Raw genomic sequence first — 23,256 nt, 5'->3', positions numbered from 1 at the left:
CCATATGCTGTTGATATCGTTTGATATCCCCTGATTTAGAATCATATATAAGAAAATAGACAATTATTCCAACATAAAAATGACGCAATATCGTTGAAAATAACGTTAGACTCAAGCTAAGCATGTATAAAAATGGAATTTTAACAATGCAAGAAATTGAGCTTAGATTTCAAATTCCACCAGACAAACGTGAGGCCATTCTCAAGGCACTACAACGTAAAAGTGTGCAACATACACACACTCAGAACCTTTATTTTGATAATGAACAATTCGAATTATTCCAACGTTCTATTTTACTTAAACAGCATTTGGAAAATGAGCAATGGCTACAAATCTTAAAATCCACTTCTAATCACTACACTGAACATTTTGAAATTAAAGAACTTCTTTCGTCAAATGATCATAAAATTCAAGTTGAGCATTATCAAAAAAATAAGCATATCCCTAAAGAAATTCGAAAATTAATCTCTGGTCTTGCTAATCCATTATCACTTCAATTTTCCACAAATTTTGAAAGATCATCCACTTTGTTTAATTTTCAAAACAGTCAAATCATCGTAGAACTTGATCGAGGTTTGATGCAAGTCAATCAAGATCAATTTGAAATTTACGAGCTAAGATTCCAACTTAAACAAGGTACGATTCAAGACTTAATTTCTTTTATTTTACCAAGAGTTAAGCGGTATTCTTTATGGCTCGATATTTGTAGTCATGTACAACAAGGCTTTCAATATGCTCAAGATGAACAGGAAATTCCTGTCCAACTACAAATGCCTCTGCACTTAAATAAAAATGATTCAACTGAACAAGCTTTAAAAAAGGTGATTCATCATTGTCTACAACACTTGCTTCCCAATAGTACGGCAATTGCTTCGCAACAATTCAACAGCGAACATGTTCATCAAGCACGTGTTGCCATTCGACGTTTACGTAGTGCCTTAAAAACTTTCTCAAGTTGGTCACAACATATAGATTTAACATGGCAAGACGAGTTGGCAAACTTATTCCGAGAATTGGGAACTTCTCGAGATTTAAGTATGTTCTATGAAGAGCTTTTGCCACAACTTGAAACATTAGATGCTCCTAAATTCAAACTTGAATCTTTGCCACAGTATGAGAATCATAAACTCAATGACCTATTTAAATCGCTAAGTTTTGCCAGCTTGGTACTTTCACTGATTCAATTTGTACATCAAGATATACATGAACAGTCTTCAAAATCGATAGAAAAAACTATTCACAAAAAACTTGAACAATTACATGAATCAATACAATTGGATGCTGAAAATTATTTAAGTTTAGACGTTGAAGCACGACATCGTACACGTAAACGCCTCAAAAGATTACGCTATAGCGTTGAATTTATTTCATCTCTATATGATCAGTCTTCTGTTAAAACCTATTTAAAAGCACTAAAACCTGCCCAAGAAAGTTTAGGAAAATATAATGACTTGATCGTTGCTGAAAATTTATTAAAGCCTTATGTCACGAATCAACCCGAAGTCTGGTTTGCACTTGGCTGGATTGCTGCTGAAAAACAAAATGCATTGATGCAATCACAGCAAGATTTACTTCACTTTGCACAGGTCAAAACTTTTTGGAAATAAGACTTTTTCTTTCGTTATGCACATTTAGCCTAATTTATTGAATAAACCGCATCAAAGGCTTATTCAATATTTTGAATCAGGATCGCTTCTTGATTACATTTAAATTTAATATTGAATGCCCCAAAATTCATTCCATAAATACGTTCTTCATCATGTTGATATGCTGGACGAGGATCTAAAGATAGAACTTGTTCCAACTCATCAATATATTGAGAATTAATTTTGTTTGCGTTTAATAGTTGTGTCTTTACATCTTGAGCATGTTCACTCCAAAACACTGCTTTACGCACAGGCTCATCTTGCGCATAACCACTCTCAGCATTGACGACAGCATCTGAATATTGGATATAGGGTTTAATATCTAAGATCGGTGTGCCATCCAATAAATCACTGCCCTGTAAATAGACTCGAATTGTATCTCCATGTTTTTGAACCTCTTTGAGTTGCACCACAGATAAACCAAGAGGTGCTGGACGGTACATACTCCGTGTTGCAAACACACCTATTTTTTTATTACCTCCTAAACGCGGTGGACGAACTTGTGGTCTAAACTTGTCATTATTCTGTTGATTTTTATTTTCGTGAAATTGCCAAATGATCCATATATGACTAAACTCCTCGATGCCTTCAAACGCCATAAGATCATTATAAGGCGCAATCATTTCGATATAAGATTCAACTTGAACAAGATTCGGTTGGCGTGGAATACCAAACTTTTCTTTATACGGCGATCGCATATAACCGATAATTGGAATAGTCAACTCTTTCATAATCACTTTTTCTGATAAGTTCATTAATTATATTCAGTTTATCGAGAATGTTTTTAGATTAGAATAGTAGCCTGTTTTAATTTGATAAATTATTGAGACCTTTAATGGCTGCTTTCAACGTCGAAAAGATTACTCACGTACACCACTGGAATGACACATTATTCAGTTTTAAAACAACACGTGATACTGCGTTACGTTTTAAAAATGGTCAATTTGTGATGATTGGACTTGAAGTCAATGGTAAGCCTTTAATGCGTGCTTATTCTATTGCGAGTGCGAACTACGAAGAAGAGTTAGAATTTTTCTCTATTAAAGTGCCAGATGGCCCTTTAACTTCGATTTTACAAAAAGTAAAAGTTGGTGATGACATTCTTATTTCAAAAAAACCAACAGGGACTTTAGTTCATGACGATCTAAACCCAGGTAAGAACTTGTACCTTCTTTCTTCTGGTACGGGTCTTGCGCCATTCTTAGCGATTATCCGTGATCCTGAAACTTATGAACGCTATGAAAAAGTGATTGTCGTTCATGGTACTCGCTTTATTTCAGAATTGGCTTATCAAGATTTGATTTTAAATGAATTGCCTAACCATGAGTTCTTCCAAGAATTAGGGATTAAAGACAAACTTGTTTACTACCCTACTGTAACTCGTGAAGAATTCCACACTCAAGGTCGTGTAACCACTGCGATTGAATCTGGTGAACTATTTGAAAAAATTGGTTTACCACGTTTTAACCCAGAAACTGATCGTGCAATGTTGTGCGGTAGCCCTGCATTTTTAAAAGATGTTGTTGCTTTGCTTGATCAGCATGGCCTTAAAGAATCACCACGTATGGGTGAGCTCGGCGATTACGTGATTGAACGCGCATTCGTTGAAAAATAATCCCTAGAGATTAAATCTTAAAAACCGAGGTCAAAGCCTCGGTTTTTATTGCCTGTTAATTTAAAAGTTTCCACGAATTTGGTAATACTACTCACTTAAGCATTTTAAATTGTTCCTTTCTTTATATTAGGTATATTAGTTCCAACTTAATCTGACACAGAGCTTGAAAAAAAGAAGTTACCGATTTTGATTAAAGGTGTCAAATCTCAATCAATAAGGCAACCCCTCATATTGCATATTTTCTAATGTCTATCAGTTTAAATTTGAGCTAAATCCTTACTATATCAAGATAAACATACTATAAGTCAACAATTTGAATAAAATCAAAAGCAGGCTCTTCATAAGGATGGCTTACTTTCAATGCTTTTGCGACTTGCACAGCCTTTTCTTCTGAGACAATGGTTTCTACACGCCATTCAGGAAGTTGTTCTAAAGTATCCAATTCTCCAATAAATGGATTTGCGCCTTTCACAGGTTTAAATTGTCCTGTTCCTAACACTTGCCATGCACAGTGTTCATAATTACCAATACCACCAGCCCCTGCTTCAAAAATAGCAAGTTTGGTTGATTCTAAATGTGATTCAGGGACGTAATAGATCAGTTTGAGCATTTTAATTATTCACTATAAAGATGTTTGAACATTCGTATCTAATATCAATCAGTATTATGGACTTAATATAAATCAAATTGCTTTTGTTTTATCAATTAATCAAACGTGATACTCATTACAATCCATCGAATAATAAAAAAGGACGCCTTAGCGTCCTCCTCCAACATCTAAAAATTACTCTTCAGATTCATCACCATCAGACTCAGGTTCACCTTCATCCATAATGATTTCATCTTCAACCAGTGCTTCAGAATCAATTAAATCTTCAGTATTTTCCAATACTTCGCCATCAATCATTTCAACATCTAAAATTTCTTCATCTGCTTCAACGGCTTCGACAGCAACAACACCGACTAAGATTTCTTCATTACCTAAACGAATCAGACGTACACCTTGTGCATTACGACCCGTTCTAGCAACTTCAGATGCGCGAGTACGAACTAAAGTACCACCATCAGAAATTAACATCAGTTCTTTAGATTCATCAATTGCAACTGCACCGACCAACTCACCGTTACGTTCAGATGTTTTGATTGCAATCACACCTTTACCGCCACGTTTCTTGGTTGGGAAGTCATCAACTGGAGTACGTTTACCATAACCATTTGCAGAAGCACATAATACTTCGCCAGTTTCAGGTACAACGACTAGAGAAACAATACGACTTGCTACATTTGAATCAGAAGAATCTTCATCATCGGAATCAATATCAGTTTCAACATCATCTTCTACTTGAGCCGCAGCTAAAGTTACGCGCATACCACGCACACCTTTTGCAGTACGTCCCATCACACGTGCATCAGTTTCAGAGAAACGAATCGCTTTACCTTCATTTGAGAACAACATGATTTGTTGTTCGCCATCGGTAATCGCTACACCAATTAAAGTGTCTTCTTCTTTCAGCTCAATTGCACGTAAACCATTTGAACGAACATTACTAAATTGTTCTAATTCAACACGTTTTACCGTACCAGAAGCAGTTGCCATGAATACATAGAAGTTTTTACGAACATTTTCAACACGTTCAGCAAACTCATTCACCAATTCATCTTCAATATCTGAAGCTGACAACTCTAAGCCGATTTCTTTCAATTGCTTACGTAAAGCATCTGATAAATCATCTGGGTTTTCACCAAGTTCTGCAAAGGCAGCTTTTAACGGCTCGTAATGTGCATCGATGATTGCATTTTCACGCAACTTCGCAACATTGGCACGTACAAAAGTTCTAAACTCAGTTAAACGTTCTGTAAATTTCTTCGGCGCATCAATGACAGGAAGAATAGCTGTAATCGTTTCATTTGCATCCAGTGGTAACAAGTTCACCATCGGGCGACCTTTTGAACCACGCGAAGCTTGTGGCACTTCAAACACTCTCAAACGGTACACTTTCCCAACATCGGTAAAGCAAAGTACGGTCGCATGATTCGAAGTCACGATTAGATGCTGAATATAATCATCTTCTTTCATCGAAGTCGCAGATTTACCACGTCCACCACGGCGTTGAGCAGCGTAGTCTGACAATGGTTGAGTTTTTGCATAACCTGTTTTAGATACGGTTAATACAACTTGCTCTTCTGGAATTAAATCTTCACGAGAGAAATCAATTCGTGATTCTACAATTTCAGTTTTACGTGCATCACCATATTGTTGTAAAACCAATGCGAGTTCTTCACGAATCACATTCATCAATAGGTTAAAGTCATTGAGAATCGCAGTTAATTCAGCAATTTGAGCTAAAATTTCAGAATATTCAGCTTGTAACTTATCTTGTTCAAGACCTGTTAAACGATGTAAGCGTAATTCTAAAATCGCACCCACTTGTGCAGGTGATAAACGGTAAACTAGACCATCTAAACCGAATGGACGGTTTGGATCTTCGCCTTCAATTTCATCAGGACGAACTGAAATTGCACCTGCTTTTTCAAGTAATGCAACCACATTTCCACCCGCCCATTCACCAGCAAGTAAACGCTCACGTGCTTCTGAAGGATTTGCAGATGTTTTAATCGTGTCGATAATGTCATCAATATTTGCTAAAGCAACAGTCAAACCTTCTAAGATATGACCACGTTCACGTGCTTTGCGTAATTCAAACATTGTACGGCGCGTCACCACTTCTTGGCGATGACGAATAAATGCCGCAATGATATCCTTCAAATTCATTAACTTAGGTTGTCCATTATCTAGACAAACCATGTTAATGCTGAATGAATTTTCAAGCTGAGTATTGAGGAACAAGTTATTCACAATCACTTCAGCGTTTTCACCACGCTTTAAGTCAATCGCAATACGCATCCCGTCTTTATCAGACTCATCTCGAAGTTCTGAGATTCCTTCAAGTTTTTTCTCTTTCACCAACTCAGCAATACGTTCAATCGTTCTTGCTTTATTGACTTGATAAGGAATTTCAGTGAAAACAATCGTTGTACGACCTGTTTTTTGGTCTTCTTCAAAATGGTATTTACCACGAATATGTAAACGACCTTTACCTGTACGGTAAGCATCTACAATTCCTGATTTACCATAAATAATACCGCCAGTAGGGAAATCTGGGCCAGAAATATATTCCATTAACCCTTCAATCGAAATATTCGGGTTATTTGCATAGGCTAAACACGCATTCACAACTTCCGTCATGTTGTGCGGTGCCATGTTGGTCGCCATACCAACGGCAATACCAGTTACACCATTGATCAATAAGTTTGGAATACGCGTCGGCATAACCTGAGGAATACGTTCAGAACCGTCGTAGTTATCTTCCCATTCGACTGTATCTTTTTCTAAGTCAGCCAACATTTCATGGGTTAGTTTACGCATACGTACTTCGGTATAACGCATTGCTGCTGCGCTATCGCCATCGACAGAACCGAAGTTACCCTGACCATCAACCAATTGATAACGTAGACTAAAATCCTGAGCCATACGTACAATAGTTTCATAAACAGCAGAATCACCATGCGGGTGGTATTTACCGATTACATCACCGACAACACGTGCAGATTTTTTATAGGCTTTGTTATAGTCATTACCTAACTCGTGCATAGCGAACAGCACACGACGATGAACAGGTTTTAAACCATCTCTCACGTCTGGTAATGCACGAGATACAATAACACTCATGGCATAATCGAGATATGAGCTTTTTAGTTCATCCTCAATGGCAATCGGTCTAATTTCCGATACGCTCATGCATACTCCTTATTTACAAACAGCGCACACTGCAACTGCTCATTTATATAATCAATCTTGCAAAGAATTAACTCAAAATGACTGAGCTAAAATCCGAAAATACAGCCGATAACTATAGCATAAAACAAAGACTTTTATAGGCTCTTTCGTTATGTTTTATCGACAAACATATGCTTTGTTTTGTATATATTTTCAACAACATAACTTACTTTACTTAAATCGCTTTTCTTGCAAATTTATTTTTCAAAATGCGGAATTTGTTATCACAATTTAGATCAAATAGACCTTTAATCACTTAACTTAAATATGAAGCAAGTACTCTATAAAGAAAAATATTATATTTGTGAGTAATAGTGATCAATGAATCACCTACATTAAGCATATTGCTCAATTATCTATATAATTCATATACAAAAGCATAAAAAATTTGATCGTCTTCAATTTATCAGACTAAAAATAACTTTTTTAGTTCGCCATTTAACATTGTAAAATTCAGTTTTTTACGTCTAAAGGAATAAATAAACGGATGAATAGAGTCAAAATTATTGATATAAAACCAACAGATATGAATAATCCAATTTGAATAGGTAACAAGATCAAATCAGGAACTAAACCAGGGCTAAAAAAACAAAGCTTCCATCCACTAAATCTTTATCATCGACAAAAGTAAATAAAAAAGTAATAAATCCTACGATCATAATCAGTAAGGAGATAAGCACACATGGAATGACCCAAATATACTGATTTAATGCAATATAACTTATGTAAGCTAACGCACCGCCCAATGCAAATATCAATGTACCAGAAAAAAAAGAACAAAATCTGAGATATAACGGATCCTTAAAAACTTGTGACAATTTTTTCATAGTTTTTAATCATTCATACTTTTAATCGTTATAGCAAGGAAAATACCAATTGTCTTCAATCAAAATTTATCTTTGAATATAAAACTATTTTTTAAACGCTATAATTTTTACAAATCACTTTTCACGTATAAAAAACGCCCCTTACGGAGCGTTTTTTAGAACAAGTCTTTCAAGAATTAAAGTTTAGAAACCAATTCAGGAACGACAGTATTCAAATCACCAACTAACCAGTAGTCAGCAACAGCATTGATTGGCGCTTCTTCATCTTTGTTGATCGCTACGATCACTTTAGAATCTTTCATACCAGCCAAATGCTGAATCGCACCTGAAATACCGATAGCCATGTATAGGTCAGGCGCAACGATTTTACCAGTTTGACCAACTTGCATATCGTTTGGAACGAAGCCAGCATCTACTGCAGCACGTGAAGCACCTTGAGCAGCACCAAGCTTATCTGCTAATGGATCAAGGACTTTGTGATAGTTCTCACCAGAACCTACACCACGACCACCAGATACAACGATACGAGCAGCTGTTAATTCTGGACGTTCAGATTTCACGATTTCTTCAGAAATGAACTTAGAGATACCAGCATCACCAGTAGAAGCAACAGCTTCGATCGCAGCAGAACCGCCTTCAGCAGCAACAGGATCAAATGCCGTACCACGTACAGTTGCAACAACAATTGGTTCGTCAGATTGAACTGTCGCAATTGCGTTACCAGCATAGATAGGACGTTTGAAAGTTTTAGGACCTTCAACAGCAATGATGTCAGTAATCATGCTTACGTCTAAAAGTGCAGCAGCGCGTGGAAGAATGTTCTTACCAGTTGTTGTAGAAGCAGCAAGGATATGTGTATAACCTTTACCAAGTTCTGCAACTAATTTAGCAACGTTTTCAGCCAATTGATTTGCATAAGCAGCATCATCAGCAAGTAATACTTTGCTTACACCAGCAACTTTTGCAGCAGCATCAGCAACTGCTTGAGCACCAGAACCTGCAACCAATACAGTGATATCACCACCGATTTTTTGAGCTGCAGCAACAACGTTTAAAGTTGCACCGTTAAGTGTCTTATTGTCGTGCTCAGCGATAACTAAAATACTCATGATTTTATCCTTCTGTATTAGATCACTTTCGCTTCATTTTTAAGTTTATCAACAAGCTCGTCTACAGACTTCACTTGTACACCAGCTTTACGCTCTGCAGGTGGTTCAACTTTAACTGTTTTAAGTTTAGAAGTTGTTGAAACGCCATAATCTGCAGGAGTTTTCGTATCAAGCGGTTTTTTACGTGCTTTCATAATGTTTGGAAGCGCAGCATAACGTGGCTCGTTCAAACGTAAGTCAGTCGTAATGATTGCTGGAGTATTTAACTCAACAGTTTGTAAACCACCATCAACTTCACGAGTCACTTGAACTTTATCGCCATTTACTGTCACAACAGAAGCAAATGTACCTTGACCAGCGCCAAGTAAAGCACCAAGCATCTGACCCACTTGGTTAGAGTCATCATCAATCGCTTGTTTACCTAAAAGTACAAGTTGTGGTTGTTCTTGTTCAACTACACCTTTAAGGATTTTTGCAATTTCCAAAGCACCTAATTGGCTGTCATCAGCTTCAACTAAGATACCACGGTCAGCACCAAGCGCCATCGCAGAACGAATTTGCTCTTGTGCTTCTTTAGCACCAATAGAAACCACAACGATTTCTGAAACTGTTCCCTTTTCTTTTAAACGAACCGCTTCTTCAACAGCGATTTCATCGAATGGGTTAATTGACATTTTAACGTTAGTAAGGTCAACCCCACTATTGTCCGGTTTAACGCGAACTTTAACGTTGGCATCAACCACACGTTTTACAGCAACAAGAGCCTTCATGTAATCCTCGGCTGTTTTAGCAAAATAAATGTTGAGAAAAGTTATAATAACTCTTCATTTAAAATTTTTAGGTGCCCTATCTTGCAATGTGATTGGCATTTCGGTCAAGTCACAATTCGCGAAAGAGCTGTAAAAAAGCGTAAAAATCGTTGAACGGACAGTTCATAAAAAAAATGTAACAATGCTGTTCTTCAATTTCAGATTATATTAAGACAAATTTTAAATATTGATTTTAAATATTTTTTTAATAAAAATAACTTCTTAAGACTAAATTTTCAATATTTAAATATAGGTTACAATGTCAGAATTATTTCCATATTGGATTTGTATTTTTTTATTCAAATTTGTCATTAAAGATAGATTGACAAAGAAATTTAATTTTTTACATCATTAAAAATTGTAACTTTTGCTATTTTTAGCATTTATTTAAGTCTAAACGATGAAAAGTCAGCATAAATTTTGCTTTATGCTGACTGAAGTCTATTCAAAAGTTATTGATAACACTTATGAATCTTACTGATTTGATACGTGTATTAGTGCTAGTTAATGACCAACCAAGTCGCAGCCAAAGCCAAAAGTGAACCAGAGCCTGCATCAATCCATTTTTGTTTACGTTCATCTATTCCTGTTTTTTGAGAAATTTTGGCAAAGACCAAACTCAAACAACAGTAGATCACAAAAATTAAACCAATAAAGACAAAAGACAATGCCAAACCCTGAGCAACCGTATTTCCTGATTTATCGATAAACTGAGGAAGTATTGCAAAATAAATCAACATGCCTTTTGGGTTTAATAAAGCTGTAAAAAAACCTTTTCGGATGGGTTGTGCTGATACTTTTTGTTCAATCTTCACTTGTTTTGAATGAAATACTGACTTAATCAAATGAAATGCTAAATATAATAAGTATGCAATTCCTAGATAACGAATCGTTTCAAATAAAACAGGAAAGGAAACAATAATTGCAGCAATCCCAAGTGCAACCAATATTGAATGCACTAAATATCCTGAACAAATACCGATTGTTGCCATCATACCTGCTTTCGCATCTTTACCCATCACTTGTGACAGGATAAATAACATATCTGGTCCTGGTGTGAAAATTAACGGCAATACCGTTAAGGCAAAAAGCGCGAATACAGACATTTTCATTTCCTTTCTGTACTGTTTTAGGGAAGAAAATAGTATCTTTCAAAACCCTTAAAATAGGATTGCAAATGTTCTATAATATTTACTATTTTTCGAATTAAATTCTAATTTATGAAAATTTCATCAAAGACAATTCTAATTAAGCTAGATCGTATTGATAAAAATATCATTCGTGCTTTACAAGCCAATGGTCGAATTCAAAACAACGATTTAGCACGTGAAATTGGACTATCACCTTCATCTTGCTTAAGACGAGTCAGATTATTGGAGGAAGCCAATGTTATTCAAAACTACACTACCGTTGTTGACCCTCAAAAAATTGGTTTCCAACTGATTTTATTTTCAAGAATTTGGCTTTTAGGACAAGATGCAGAAACCATCGACCTATTTATCGAGGCGATGAAAGAACTTCCTCAAGTCATGGAATGCTATATTATTTTGGGTGAGTGCGATGCGATGTTAAAAGTGGTCGTTCCTGATTTAGAAAGTTATCGGAAATTTCAGTCTACACATTTGACCAAGAAAAACGGGATCACCAGTGTTAAGACTGATGTGCCGAGTCAAATCATTAAACAAAGCTTTCAACTTCCACTTGAAGATTTATAAAAGTTTTATAGAAAACTTAAAAAGCAAAGTAAAAATGAATTGGAATCATACGATGCAAACATTCTCTCCACCGATTCAATTGGAATCATCCAGATTGATTTTAAGGCAATGGCAAATAACTGATTTTGAGCCCTTTGCAAATTTAAATGCCGATCCAGATGTTATGGCTCACTTCCCTACAACTTTATCGGAGCTTGAAAGTCAGCAACTGGCTGAAAAATTCCAGACCATCATTGCTGAAAATGGTTGGGGTTTCTGGGCAGTAGAATTAAAAGAAAATCATCAGTTTATTGGTTTTGTTGGACTGCAAAATCAACCTACACAATATAGTTTTTCTCCCTGTGTAGAAATTGGCTGGAGATTAGCACAACAATATTGGCATCACGGTTATGCAACTGAAGCTGCTCAGCTTTGTTTAAAATTCTCTTTTGAACAATTAGCGCTTGAAGAAGTTGTGTCATTCACTGCAATGTCGAATGTTCCCTCACAAAAGGTCATGCAACGACTGGGAATGCGACATATCAAAAACTTCATACATCCAGCTTTAGATGTGAAACACCCTTTGGCTGAACATTTACTTTACAGCATTCAAAATCCCAACGCTTTGGAACAATGATTTACGAAAATTCCAAAACCATATACATTTTAAATTTAGGAAATACTTTAAATGGATGCAAAATAACAATGATTTATGAAATATGCACAGATCGACTTTTACTGAGACAGTGGCAAGATTCAGATTATGCACCATTTGCAAAGATCAGCTCGAATGCTGAAGTAATGCAATATTTCCCTAAAATACTGAATCGTCAAGAAAGTGATGAACTAGCAGACAAAATTCGAACTTTAATCGCAGAAAATGGTTGGGGACTTTGGGCGGTTGAATTACTAGAAACCCAAGAATTTATTGGTTGTATTGGAATGCATGCTCAACCTACAAAATTCGATTTTTCGCCCTGCATCGAAATTGGATGGCGACTTGATCCTCAATTTTGGAATCATGGTTATGCAACTGAAGGCGCAGAAGCATGTTTAAGATTTGCTTTCGAAGAACTTTATTTTCAAGAAATCGTGGCATTTACTTCTAAAAATAATATTGCCTCACAAAAAGTCATGGAAAAACTTGGAATGACTTTCTCTCATGACTTCTTACATCCTGATTTGGATGATACTCACCCACTGCGCGAGGAAAAGTTATATCGCATCCAAAAACAAGATTTTAAATTTTAAGATCGTTCTTATTCTGCAAAACTTTCTAAAAAATCACGATGCACATGACTTAATTCTATTAAGTCTTGATTCTGTAGATCAAAAATTTTCCACACTTCTAGAAAATCTTCTTTTAAATCTACACGGTTTGAAGCGATTTGCGCAGCTTGCCATTGCTGATCTGAAATCCATAAATAGACTTCGTTGGTTTCAGTATTTATCGCCTGTACTTTACCCTCAGCATTAATTCCAAGCACTTTTCCTTTTTCAGGTAAGGTTGCTTCAATTTTCGGTAAGCTAAATTCAATAAAATGTTTGACTTGTCGCAAGCCATAGCCTCTAAAAATTTCTTTTTGAGCTTCAGTGAGTTGCTTATATTTTTGTTCAAGTTCCGAGATCATTGGAAAGCCTAAAGTATTACAAAATTGGATCAATAGAAAAGCATTTCGATTCATACGAAATTAGATATACAACAGAGCCTCACTAAAAACAATTGGCCTTTTGGCTTTTTTATCTTTGAATTGTTTCCAAACCGAGTCTTTTTTGTAAAACATTTCAATCAAATCAATGAAAGACATTCAGCAAAATTGAATATTTAAGACGTTTTTATCTTATTGGCGCGAGGATGGGCTTGATCATAAACTTGTGCAAGACGATCAAAATCGACATGGGTATAAATTTGCGTCGTGCTGAGATTACTATGACCGAGCATTTCTTGTACTGCCCGTAAATCACCACTATTCGACAACATATGACTGGCAAAACAATGTCGAAGTAAATGCGGATGCAAATCTACATTCACACCTGCTCGCAAAGCTTGATATTTCACTCGGTTCTCAATTTGACGAGGCGTGATGCTATTTCCACGTTGCGTAATAAACACATACGATTGCGGATTAAACTCGCCCTGCCAAATACGGTAAATTTTCAGCCATTCAATCAAACTTTGTTTGGCTTTCGAACCAAAAGGAACAATCCGTGTTTTATTTCCTTTACCGGTAATGCGTAATAAATGCCGATTAAAATCAATATCACGAATCATAAGCCCTTGAATTTCAGCCAATCGTAAACCACTTGAATAAAGTAATTCAAGAATGGCTTTATCACGAAGCCACAATTGTTTTTCGATGGGTTTTTCTGGTTCAGGCTGATCCATAATTTGATTAACTGTTTCAATATCAATCATGCCAGGCAAAGGTCGAGGCTGTCTTTTCAATTGAAAATCATCAGCAGGATTAATTTCTAAATAGTTCCCTTGCTCCGCCCATTTCATAAATTGACGAATCGAAGTCAAATGGCGCTGTAAACTGGTAGAACTGAGTTGGTGTTTTTCTACTCGATAAGCAATATATTCTCTTAAATCCGAAGTTTCGATTTGTTTTAATTCAAGCTTTTTCTCATAGCAAAAATCAATAAAATTAGATACATCACGAAAATAAGCTTCTAAAGTATGTTCGGACTGATTTTGAATTTTACGATCTTTAATCCACATCGAGAGCAATTGCATTGCGCCATATTGCATAAAGCCCTCCTTATCTAGCTCTATTTACTTATTATCAATCAATTCTGTTCTAACATTCGAAACCAAAAGCATTTGGCTAATGAAAGTAAAAACCCTGAAACTATTCAGGGTTTTTAACGATACAACAATTTAAATTAAGATTTAAATGATGACAATACCAATCAACTCTGGAAATATCTTAAATCTAATCGACCTTCATAGACTGTTGCAGTAGGACCTGTCATCCACACTACATCACCCTCTTTCCATTCAATTTGCAGCTTACCACCTGCTAATTCAATTTCCACATTGTCAGCAAGTAAACCACGACGCATACCTGAAACAGCCGCAGCACACGCACCTGTACCGCATGCCATTGTTTCACCTACACCACGCTCGAAGACACGTAAACGTGCATGTTTTTCATCAACAATTTGCATAAATCCTGCATTAACACGTTGTGGAAAACGTATATGAGATTCAACTTGCGGACCAATTTTCGCAACATCTGCTGTCAAAACATTGGGAACAATAGTCACAGCATGTGGATTACCCATGTTTACCACATCAATCGTTAACTGCTGTTCATCGGCTAATGTAATGTCATACAATGCTTCTGGCTCATCCGCAAGGAATGGAATCTCATTCGGTAAAAATTTAGGATAGCCCATGTTGACTCGAACCCAACCATTTTCACCCAATTCAGGTTCTACAATCCCAGCATTGGTTTGCACTTTAAAACGCTTTTTATTGGTTAACTGACGTTCATATACAAATCGAGCAAAACAACGTACGCCATTTCCACACTGTTCAACTTCAGAACCATCTGCATTGAAAATACGATATTTAAAATCTACATTTGGGAAATCAGGTGCTTCTACAATCAAAAGCTGATCAAAACCAATACCAAAGTGGCGGTCTGCCAAACGGCGAATAGTCATCGCATCGAAAAAAGCACGTTGGCTAATCAGGTCAACAACCATAAAGTCATTACCCAAGCCATGCATTTTGGTAAATTCTAATAACATCTAAAATTACTCCTTAAGGCAATAAACGTTCATTTTTCCAAAGTGATTCAATCGTTTCACGCTCACGAATCAAGTGTGACTGATCGGCATCGACCATCACTTCAGCCGCACGACCACGGGTATTGTAGTTTGAACTCATGACAAAACCATACGCTCCTGCACCCAAGACAGCAAGATAATCATTTTCTTGAATCGCAAGTTCACGCTCTTTACCTATAAAGTCAGCCGACTCACAAATAGGTCCTACCAAATCCCAAGTTTTTGTTTCGACTTGAGCTTTTGGCGCAACCACTTGAATATCCATCCATGCTTCATAAAGTGCTGGGCGTATCAAATCATTCATTGCAGCATCGATTAAAGCAAAGTTACGATGAACTGTTGGTTTGAGTAGATCCACCTTAGTCAAAAGAACACCAGCGTTTGCAGAAATACTACGACCCGGCTCCATATAGACTTTTAAACCTAATTTTTCCAAAGCAGGACGCATTGCATTGGCATATTCAGCAACAGTCGGCGGAACTTCATCTTTATAAGTCACCCCTAAACCACCACCAATATCGATGTGTTGCAGGTGAATATCTAATGCTTTTAGTTGATCAATCATACTCATCACACGATCAAGCGCATCAACAAAAGGCTGTGTTTCTGTCAATTGTGAACCGATATGGCAATCAATTCCTACAACATCAAGATTTGGCAATGAGGCTGCATATTGATAGGTTTCAAAAACTGCATCGGATGGAATACCAAACTTATTTTCTTTTAACCCAGTCGAAATATAAGGATGGGTTTTAGCATCCACATCTGGATTGACACGTAATGAAACGGGCGCTTTTTTACCAAGCTGTGCTGCAACTTTTTGAATACGGTCTAATTCAGCGTGTGATTCCACATTGAAGCAAGCAATACCGACTTCTAAAGCTTTTTGAATATCGGCTTCTTGTTTGCCTAAACCTGAAAATACAATTTTTGATGGCTCACCACCTGCCGCAAGTACACGAGCAAGTTCACCACCAGTTACAATGTCAAAACCTGAACCCAGTTTCGCTAATACATTCAATACCGCAAGGTTTGAGTTTGACTTCACCGCATAGCAAATTTGATGATCGATAAAATCAAATGCTTTATCCATATCTAAATAATGCTTTTCAAATGTCGCTTTTGAATAGACATAAAGTGGTGTGCCATATTGCTGTGCAAGTTGCTCTAAAGAACATTGCTCTGCATGCAATACCCCATCAATGCGGGAAAAACTCATGAATGTATCCTTTCAATGAACGTGTAATTGGGTTTAGTTTGAAGTGACTTGAGAAGCAGGTACTGACTGATCTGCGGCATCCGCTTGATCTTTCACTTTTTCCTCAGATTGCACTGCTTTATTGTCTTCTTTCGAGTACAACAAATATTTGGCACGTTTGTCATAATCTGGGCTGTTTGCTAAGTGCAACTCACCCGATTGACCACAACCGACCAAAACAACGCTGCTTAAAACTAAACCGATGCCACAAATAGCAAGACGCATCTGCTCACCTATTTCCAAAATTTTCGTCAGTATACCTTGATTCTAAATATTGACCAAAGTATCAAACCACAAAGCTTAGAACGAGAATACAAAAAACGCCAGTGGTTCACTGGCGTTTTCTTATCAGTATCTTTGAAATAGCTAATTACTGTTTTTTCTTATAGAAACAGAAATAACCAATCGCAAGGATAATTAACCAAATTGGACTCACCATCAAGGACTTAAGCGTATCAGGCTCTAAAGCAAGAATCCCGATTGTTCCAATGAAGAATACAATCACGATATAACAAGTGATTGGACCACCTGGTAGCTTAAACACTGATTTTGCATGTAGCTCTGGACGTGTTTTGTAATACACCAGATAGCTCCACAAAATGATCAACCAAACCAAAATGAATAGAATCGTTGAAAGTGTGGTTGCTAATGTAAACGCTTCAACAGTATTGGGTACAAAGTACTGAAGTGCAGCACCACCCAATAAACACACACCAGAGAAATAAAGTGCATTTGCTGGAACAGCACGTCTATTCAATAAGCCAAAAGCTTTCGGGCCTTGATCTTCACGAGAAAGACCAAACAGCATACGACTTGTAGAGAATACACCACTGTTCATAGATGACATCACTGAAGAAAGTACCACTAAGTTCATGATGATCGCCGCAGCAGCAATACCTGCTTGGCTGAACAAGTTCACGAATGGACTCACTTTAGGATCAATCATATTCCACGGCGTAACCGACATTACAATCACTAAAGCCAATACATAGAAGAAAATAATACGAATTGGAATTGAGTTTACTGCTTTAGGTAAATTTTTCTCAGGATCTTTGGTTTCAGCCGCAGTTGTCCCTACAAGCTCCACACCTACAAAGGCAAAGATTGCAATTTGGAAACCTGCAAGGAACCCATCAAAACCTTTTGGGAACATACCACCGTTGTCCCATAAATGCGTAAATGAAGCCACTTGACCTGTCGTTGAAGTAAAACCTGTAAAGATCATCCAGAAACCGACCAAAATCAGAACCACAATGGCAATAATTTTAATCAATGCGAACCAAAACTCTAGTTCACCGAACAATTTCACCGTCACTAAATTTAGTCCCATAATGAAGAAAATTGCTGCGACACTAATCAGCGCACCTTCAGTCGGGGTAAACGGCACACCATTATTAAAGAACTGTAAATAATAAATAATGGCAGATAAATCAGCAATACCGATCGTGATCCAACACAGCCAATACGTCCATCCAACAAAATAACCTGCCCAAGGCCCAATTAAATCTGTTGAAAAATCAATAAATGACTTGTATTGCAAGTTTGAAAGTAATAATTCACCAAGCGCACGCATGACGAAAAACACCATCAAACCAATGATCATGTAAATAAATAAAATGGAAGGCCCTGCGAGACTGATCGTCTTCCCTGAACCCATAAATAACCCAGTACCAATTGCACCACCAATTGCAATCAATTGAAGATGGCGATTGGATAAACTTCTCGAAAGTTCTCCATCCTTACTGTGTTGTGTCGTATTTCCTTGTTGCATTATAAATTTCAACTATGTATCTATTCACGCTAAAATTATCTTAATTTACAAAAAAAAGAAAAAGAAAAATTTTACTAAACAGTTTATTAGCCAAACTAAAGACAGTGCGCCCAAAACATTGAATTTATAATAATTGATTGTATTTTATACCAAAAAAAATTAATTATTCTAAAAATCAAGTATTAAGATAATTTAAGAAAAATATAAAATAAGCAAATATGAAGCTTGTATCTCAGATAAATCTATGTCAAAAAAGAGATACATTGAAAAAAACTATACTAAAGTTCAATTGGACATTTTGGATAATGATTATCCATTAGGCAAATCGCTGATCTGAACTTTATTTTTCTAAAATATGGATGGCATGACAATTGCTTATTTAAACAGCATGTTATGTAAATAAAATGGATAAAAAAGAAGAAGCTTATGATCGAAAATATTCAATCAATAATGGAAACACTTAGTGGTTGGGTCTGGGGACCCTATATGCTCGTACTGCTGGTCGGTACTGGTGTCTTCCTTACCTTTAGACTGATGTTTTTACAATTTCGCCTTTTACCCTTCGCCTTTAAACAAGTTTTTAGTAAGCATGATAAAGCCAAAAGCCATGAAGGAGATATTTCACACTTCGCTGCACTCATGACTGCACTTTCTGCAACCATTGGTACAGGTAATATCGCTGGTGTAGCAACAGCTTGCGTACTAGGTGGTCCGGGTGCTGTATTTTGGATGTGGATGACTGCTTTAGTTGGTATGGCAACCAAATATGGAGAAGGTGTTCTCGCTGTAAAATACCGTATTACCAATGAAAATGGCCAAAAATCTGGTGGCCCAATGTATTACATTGAACACGGTTTAAAGTGGAAATGGCTAGCAATATTGTTCGCCTTATTCGGTACAATCGCCTCATTTGGTATTGGTAGTTCTGTACAATCAAACACCGTGGCGCTTGCTGTACAAAATAGCATGGGGATCGAAACTTGGGTGACAGGTGTCATCATTACTATATTTTCAGCTTTAGTGATTTTAGGTGGGATTAAATCGATCGCAAAAGCTTCATCTTTTATTGTGCCTATTATGGCCATCGGTTATGTCCTAGGTGGTTTAGCGATTATTCTCTCAAACATTGAGCTTATCGTTCCTGCACTTAAATTGATCTTTGTTGATGCATTTACTGGGCAAGCCGTTGCTGGTGGTGCAATTGGGGCTGTCATTCGTTACGGTGTGGCACGTGGTGTATTTTCGAATGAAGCGGGTATGGGTTCTGCACCTATTGCTGCTGCCGCTGCAAAGACAGATCATCCTGTACGCCAAGGCTTAGTTTCAATGACGGGTACATTTATTGACACCATCATTGTTTGTAGTATTACAGGTCTTGTTTTAGTCATGGGCTATCTGACTGCTGGGAATAGTTTTGGAACTGAAACGGGAGCGGTGCTGACCACACATATTTTTGATCGTTTACTTCCAGGTATAGGCGGTTGGGTAGTCACTTTAGGTATTATTTTCTTTGCATATTCAACCATTCTAGGCTGGTGTTATTATGGTGAAAAATGCGCGACTTATTTATTCGGAGAAAAATTTGTCCTTCCTTACAGGATCATTTACATTCTGACAGTCTTTATAGGAACGATTGCCACACTTGACTTAGTCTGGTTATTCGCAGATACCTTCAATGGTTTAATGGCAATTCCGAACTTAATTGCCTTACTGTTACTTTCAACAGTAATTGTCAAAGAAACCAAAGACTTCTTAGCAAAGCGTAAATCTGGTGAATTATATTAATTTATGAGCTTGCCACATCCAAGAGCTGCTTTCATGCAGCTCTTTTTGTTTGAGGTCTGTTCATCTTTTTATATGATGCTGTATAGTCATAGTCCAACAATCAATTCAATCACCTCAATTTTTCGAAAATTATTATGGCAAAAGTTAAAACTGTTTATCGTTGTGAACAATGTGGTACAGACCATCCAAAATGGTCGGGTCAATGTTCAGACTGTGGTGAATGGAATAGTTTAACCGAAGTGCGTATTGAACCTGTTGTCGCACATCGTGCCAAAGCAATGGGCGGTGGTTATGCAGGACAAGTCGCCAATATTACGACCCTCGACAAAATTGCCGTTTCAAGTGAAACACGATTACAAACTGGGATCAGTGAATTTGATCGTGTCCTTGGTGGTGGTTTGGTCACTGGATCTGTGGTTTTAATTGGGGGTGATCCCGGCATTGGTAAATCGACCATTCTATTGCAAACAGCAACACACATGGCTGCTGCCAATAGTTCGGCTTTATATGTCACAGGTGAAGAATCACTTTCACAGGTTGCTTTACGTGCCAACCGACTGGACTTACCCACAGACAGACTTCAAGTCATGGCGGAAACATGCGTAGAACGTATTTGCGATACGCTTGCACAACTTCGCCCTGCCGTTGCCATTCTAGATTCGATTCAAACGCTTTATACAGAAACCTTACAATCCGCACCAGGTGGTGTATCGCAAATTCGTGAATCTGCTGCCCTACTCACCCGCTTTGCTAAAAATAGTGGTACAGCCTTATTCATTGTCGGTCACGTTACCAAAGAAGGTTCTCTTGCTGGGCCACGTGTACTTGAACACATGGTGGATTGTGTCCTTTATTTTGAAGGGCAATCAGATTCACGTTACCGCATGATTCGAGCCGTTAAAAACCGTTTTGGTGCTGTCAACGAACTCGGTGTCTTTGGCATGACCGATAAGGGACTTAAAGAAGTCGCCAATCCTTCTGCAATTTTCCTTAGCCGTTATGATGAAGCGATTCCGGGTTCAGTGGTTATGATCAGTCGAGAAGGCACTCGACCTTTACTTGTGGAAGTACAGGCTTTGGTCGATGATGCGCACGGACAACCTCGTCGAGTTGCACTCGGTTTAGAACAAAACCGTTTAAATATGTTATTGGCTGTCATGCATCGTCATGGTGGGGTACAAACTTCTGGACAGGATGTTTATGTCAATGTGGTCGGTGGTTTAAAAATTACAGAAACAGGTTCAGATTTAGCCGTGCTTTTAGCTTGTGCATCCAGTTTACGTTCTAAAGCCTTACCACAACAATTGGCTGTTTTTGGAGAAGTTGGATTATCTGGGGAAATACGACCTGTTCCCAATGGTCAAGAACGTCTAAAAGAAGCGATTAAACATGGCTTTAAATACATTATTGTCCCAAGAGGAAATGCTCCACAAAAACCAATCGCAGGTGTACAAATTATTTCTGTAGCACGTTTACATGAAGCATTAACTGAAGCAATGCAACTTAGCGATGAAGTCGGTTAAAGGCGAGAAATTTTCTTACTTAGAGATTGTGACAAGGATGAATATTGCGACAAGGATGTCGTGAATAGTGGCTATGCACATAAAAACCTCAAAGAAACTCGCAATTAAAATGATCAAAAGCATTAAGCAGGCATCTATATATTTAGCTTGAGAATTTTCACCATAATAATGTTATAGAATCCACATCAAGTGCGACTATTCCAACCATATGATAAAAACTAATATTTAAAGATTATTTTATCTTTTCAATAAATTATAAAAAAACTAACAGACGGATTTCAACAATCAAAAAATTCGTTATCTTTATGTGAATTTCTACTCAAATATATGTTAAAAACATTGAAATTCTATGCAAAAGACTGCATAAATAGAGAAATGAAAACAACAGAAGTGTGTTGTTTAAATCATATTCATCAATTGATTTGTTAAATAGGAAATTTCAATGGAAGTTCGACAGCGCGGCTTGATCGCAGGTATTTTAATGGCAACTTTGGCTGTAGCTCCTTTAGCCGAAGCGAAACGTGCAGGTGGTGGTAAAAGCCATGGCATGAGCCGTTCTTCGAGTTCAAGTCAATCTTATTCTCAACCTCGTCAAGTTACGCCTGCTCAACAGCCAACAGCTGTAGGTCAGCAAAAATCTGGCTCTGGCGTAGGTAAAATGGTCGCTGCAGGTGTTGCAGGTGCTGCGGTAGGTGCAGTTGCAGCCAATGCGATGGCGGATGATCGTAACGGTACCAATGCTCAAACCACTGATGCAGAATTGGCGCAACAACAAGCTGCTCAACAAGAAGAAAAAGGCGGAATCCCAAGCTGGATTTGGTTAATTCTGATTGCGGGTGCTGCTTTCTTCTTGTTCCGTAAATTCGGTGCAAAAAAAAAATTAGCAAGTAATAATCCTTATGCTCCAAATAGCGCAGGACCTACTTCTGCGCCATTTGGTCAAGCAAATACAACTGCACGCACGTCAAATGATAGTACCAATATCTTTGGCCAATCCGTTGCAGGTGGTGCAGCGACTCAAGCGCCTTTTGGTGCATCAATGCAAAGTGGCAATCAACTTCCTGATGGAAGTGAGCCTGCTTCGTTCTTACGTGTTGCTCGTCAGCGTTTCAACCATATTCAGTCAATGAACTCTGTAACTAATATTGCAGAAATTCAACGCTATCTTACTCCTGATCTTTATCAGTCAATGTATAGCGATATTATGGCAAACCAAGATCAAGACGTTGCTGAGTTTTCAAACTTAAATGCAATGGTTGTAGATAGTGCAACTGAAAATGGTCAGTATGTTGTAAGCGTTCGCTTCACAGGTACTGTCAGTGAAGATTTAAATAGCCTTCCGCAACCATTTGCAGAAGTATGGCACTTTATTAAACCTGCAGGATCTAACCAAGATTGGTTAGTTGCAGGGATTCAACAAGAAAGCTAATTTTTCTTTCTAAGCAAATGTGCTCCTGAAATAAAAATAAAACCAGCACTTTGGTGCTGGTTTTCTATGTAACATCAATTCTATATAGCATTTTATAATTTACTGTTTTTTATTCAATGTTGTATATTTTAAACCTTGTCAATTCATCAATATA

At 37.3% G+C, this 23,256-nt stretch carries 20 protein-coding genes; 8 read left to right on the top strand and 12 right to left on the bottom strand.

Annotated elements, in window-relative coordinates:
* Positions 1-146 precede the first annotated feature (146 nt).
* Positions 147-1,607: a CHAD domain-containing protein gene (locus GGG_RS0110310; protein ID WP_010114657.1), complete on the top strand. Its 1,461-nt coding sequence runs from the start codon at positions 147-149 to the stop codon at positions 1,605-1,607.
* Between the two features lie 59 nt (positions 1,608-1,666).
* Here GGG_RS0110310 and tsaA read toward each other — a convergent pair whose 3' ends face one another.
* A complete protein-coding gene (gene tsaA / locus GGG_RS0110305) occupies positions 1,667-2,401 on the bottom strand; it encodes a tRNA (N6-threonylcarbamoyladenosine(37)-N6)-methyltransferase TrmO (protein WP_010114656.1) in 735 nt (244 codons plus the stop codon).
* Between the two features lie 80 nt (positions 2,402-2,481).
* Here tsaA and GGG_RS0110300 point away from each other — a divergent pair, with 80 nt between their 5' ends.
* A complete protein-coding gene (locus GGG_RS0110300; protein WP_010114655.1) occupies positions 2,482-3,261 on the top strand; it encodes a ferredoxin--NADP reductase in 780 nt (259 codons plus the stop codon).
* Between the two features lie 298 nt (positions 3,262-3,559).
* Here the strand turns inward: GGG_RS0110300 and GGG_RS0110295 are convergent, their stop codons facing one another.
* From GGG_RS0110295 to GGG_RS0110265, 5 genes are all read right to left on the bottom strand, one after another.
* Positions 3,560-3,871, bottom strand: a complete 312-nt coding sequence (locus GGG_RS0110295; protein ID WP_010114654.1) for an NIF3 1 — start codon at positions 3,869-3,871, stop codon at positions 3,560-3,562.
* Between the two features lie 174 nt (positions 3,872-4,045).
* Complete coding sequence (gyrA, locus tag GGG_RS0110290) at positions 4,046-7,060, bottom strand: DNA gyrase subunit A (RefSeq protein ID WP_010114653.1); 3,015 nt, start codon at positions 7,058-7,060, stop codon at positions 4,046-4,048.
* 1,042 nt (positions 7,061-8,102) lie between these two features.
* Entirely contained in the window at positions 8,103-9,035 is a 933-nt protein-coding gene (locus tag GGG_RS0110275) for an FAD-binding protein (protein WP_010114650.1), read from the bottom strand.
* Between the two features lie 17 nt (positions 9,036-9,052).
* Positions 9,053-9,805, bottom strand: coding sequence for an electron transfer flavoprotein subunit beta/FixA family protein (locus GGG_RS0110270; RefSeq protein ID WP_010114648.1), 753 nt, complete (start codon positions 9,803-9,805; stop codon positions 9,053-9,055).
* 539 nt (positions 9,806-10,344) lie between these two features.
* Positions 10,345-10,950 carry a LysE family translocator gene (locus GGG_RS0110265; RefSeq protein ID WP_010114646.1) on the bottom strand — a complete coding sequence of 202 codons (606 nt, stop codon included), beginning with the start codon at positions 10,948-10,950 and terminating at the stop codon, positions 10,345-10,347.
* A gap of 114 nt (positions 10,951-11,064) precedes the next feature.
* Between GGG_RS0110265 and GGG_RS0110260 the strand changes: the two genes are divergently transcribed.
* From GGG_RS0110260 to GGG_RS0110250, 3 genes are all read left to right on the top strand, one after another.
* Positions 11,065-11,559, top strand: a complete 495-nt coding sequence (locus GGG_RS0110260; RefSeq protein ID WP_010114644.1) for an Lrp/AsnC family transcriptional regulator — start codon at positions 11,065-11,067, stop codon at positions 11,557-11,559.
* Between the two features lie 52 nt (positions 11,560-11,611).
* Positions 11,612-12,175: a GNAT family N-acetyltransferase gene (locus GGG_RS0110255; protein WP_010114642.1), complete on the top strand. Its 564-nt coding sequence runs from the start codon at positions 11,612-11,614 to the stop codon at positions 12,173-12,175.
* Between the two features lie 68 nt (positions 12,176-12,243).
* Positions 12,244-12,789, top strand: a complete 546-nt coding sequence (locus tag GGG_RS0110250; protein WP_010114640.1) for a GNAT family N-acetyltransferase — start codon at positions 12,244-12,246, stop codon at positions 12,787-12,789.
* A gap of 8 nt (positions 12,790-12,797) precedes the next feature.
* Here GGG_RS0110250 and GGG_RS0110245 read toward each other — a convergent pair whose 3' ends face one another.
* The 6 genes from GGG_RS0110245 to GGG_RS0110220 form a co-directional block, all read right to left on the bottom strand.
* Positions 12,798-13,169, bottom strand: a complete 372-nt coding sequence (locus tag GGG_RS0110245) for a hypothetical protein (protein ID WP_029574533.1) — start codon at positions 13,167-13,169, stop codon at positions 12,798-12,800.
* A 194-nt stretch (positions 13,170-13,363) separates the two neighbouring features.
* On the bottom strand, positions 13,364-14,260 hold the full coding sequence (gene xerA, locus GGG_RS0110240; RefSeq protein ID WP_171057683.1) for a site-specific tyrosine recombinase/integron integrase: 897 nt from the start codon (positions 14,258-14,260) through the stop codon (positions 13,364-13,366).
* 191 nt (positions 14,261-14,451) lie between these two features.
* Positions 14,452-15,297, bottom strand: a complete 846-nt coding sequence (gene dapF, locus GGG_RS0110235) for a diaminopimelate epimerase (protein WP_010114634.1) — start codon at positions 15,295-15,297, stop codon at positions 14,452-14,454.
* 13 nt (positions 15,298-15,310) lie between these two features.
* A complete protein-coding gene (gene lysA, locus GGG_RS0110230) occupies positions 15,311-16,555 on the bottom strand; it encodes a diaminopimelate decarboxylase (protein WP_010114632.1) in 1,245 nt (414 codons plus the stop codon).
* Positions 16,556-16,588: 33 nt separating this feature from the next.
* Complete coding sequence (locus tag GGG_RS0110225; protein WP_010114630.1) at positions 16,589-16,819, bottom strand: hypothetical protein; 231 nt, start codon at positions 16,817-16,819, stop codon at positions 16,589-16,591.
* Positions 16,820-16,964: 145 nt separating this feature from the next.
* Positions 16,965-18,365, bottom strand: coding sequence for an amino acid permease (locus tag GGG_RS0110220; protein WP_010114628.1), 1,401 nt, complete (start codon positions 18,363-18,365; stop codon positions 16,965-16,967).
* Positions 18,366-18,794: 429 nt separating this feature from the next.
* Here GGG_RS0110220 and GGG_RS0110215 point away from each other — a divergent pair, with 429 nt between their 5' ends.
* The 3 genes from GGG_RS0110215 (at position 18,795) to GGG_RS0110205 (ending at position 23,102) form a co-directional block, all read left to right on the top strand.
* On the top strand, positions 18,795-20,150 hold the full coding sequence (locus GGG_RS0110215; protein ID WP_029574532.1) for a sodium:alanine symporter family protein: 1,356 nt from the start codon (positions 18,795-18,797) through the stop codon (positions 20,148-20,150).
* A 134-nt stretch (positions 20,151-20,284) separates the two neighbouring features.
* Complete coding sequence (gene radA, locus GGG_RS0110210) at positions 20,285-21,673, top strand: DNA repair protein RadA (protein ID WP_010114624.1); 1,389 nt, start codon at positions 20,285-20,287, stop codon at positions 21,671-21,673.
* A gap of 442 nt (positions 21,674-22,115) precedes the next feature.
* Positions 22,116-23,102 (top strand): Tim44 domain-containing protein, encoded by a 987-nt coding sequence (locus GGG_RS0110205; RefSeq protein ID WP_010114622.1) that lies wholly within the window; start codon positions 22,116-22,118, stop codon positions 23,100-23,102.
* The last annotated feature ends 154 nt before the right edge of the window (positions 23,103-23,256 follow it).

This window comes from Acinetobacter sp. P8-3-8, assembly GCF_000214135.1.
Taxonomy (GTDB): Bacteria; Pseudomonadota; Gammaproteobacteria; order Pseudomonadales; family Moraxellaceae; genus Acinetobacter.
Note: the sequence above shows the minus strand (reverse complement) of the source record. Positions and strands in the feature narration are given on the sequence as shown.

Coding starts and splice junctions, on each gene's coding strand:
- GGG_RS0110310 (WP_010114657.1), top strand. CDS start 147: ATGCAAGAAATTGAGCTTAGATTTCAAATTCCACCAGACAAACGTGAG.
- tsaA (WP_010114656.1), bottom strand. CDS start 2,401: ATGAACTTATCAGAAAAAGTGATTATGAAAGAGTTGACTATTCCAATT.
- GGG_RS0110300 (WP_010114655.1), top strand. CDS start 2,482: ATGGCTGCTTTCAACGTCGAAAAGATTACTCACGTACACCACTGGAAT.
- GGG_RS0110295 (WP_010114654.1), bottom strand. CDS start 3,871: ATGCTCAAACTGATCTATTACGTCCCTGAATCACATTTAGAATCAACC.
- gyrA (WP_010114653.1), bottom strand. CDS start 7,060: ATGAGCGTATCGGAAATTAGACCGATTGCCATTGAGGATGAACTAAAA.
- GGG_RS0110275 (WP_010114650.1), bottom strand. CDS start 9,035: ATGAGTATTTTAGTTATCGCTGAGCACGACAATAAGACACTTAACGGT.
- GGG_RS0110270 (WP_010114648.1), bottom strand. CDS start 9,805: ATGAAGGCTCTTGTTGCTGTAAAACGTGTGGTTGATGCCAACGTTAAA.
- GGG_RS0110265 (WP_010114646.1), bottom strand. CDS start 10,950: ATGTCTGTATTCGCGCTTTTTGCCTTAACGGTATTGCCGTTAATTTTC.
- GGG_RS0110260 (WP_010114644.1), top strand. CDS start 11,065: ATGAAAATTTCATCAAAGACAATTCTAATTAAGCTAGATCGTATTGAT.
- GGG_RS0110255 (WP_010114642.1), top strand. CDS start 11,612: ATGCAAACATTCTCTCCACCGATTCAATTGGAATCATCCAGATTGATT.
- GGG_RS0110250 (WP_010114640.1), top strand. CDS start 12,244: ATGATTTATGAAATATGCACAGATCGACTTTTACTGAGACAGTGGCAA.
- GGG_RS0110245 (WP_029574533.1), bottom strand. CDS start 13,169: ATGATCTCGGAACTTGAACAAAAATATAAGCAACTCACTGAAGCTCAA.
- xerA (WP_171057683.1), bottom strand. CDS start 14,260: ATGTGGATTAAAGATCGTAAAATTCAAAATCAGTCCGAACATACTTTA.
- dapF (WP_010114634.1), bottom strand. CDS start 15,297: ATGTTATTAGAATTTACCAAAATGCATGGCTTGGGTAATGACTTTATG.
- lysA (WP_010114632.1), bottom strand. CDS start 16,555: ATGAGTTTTTCCCGCATTGATGGGGTATTGCATGCAGAGCAATGTTCT.
- GGG_RS0110225 (WP_010114630.1), bottom strand. CDS start 16,819: ATGCGTCTTGCTATTTGTGGCATCGGTTTAGTTTTAAGCAGCGTTGTT.
- GGG_RS0110220 (WP_010114628.1), bottom strand. CDS start 18,365: ATGCAACAAGGAAATACGACACAACACAGTAAGGATGGAGAACTTTCG.
- radA (WP_010114624.1), top strand. CDS start 20,285: ATGGCAAAAGTTAAAACTGTTTATCGTTGTGAACAATGTGGTACAGAC.
- GGG_RS0110205 (WP_010114622.1), top strand. CDS start 22,116: ATGGAAGTTCGACAGCGCGGCTTGATCGCAGGTATTTTAATGGCAACT.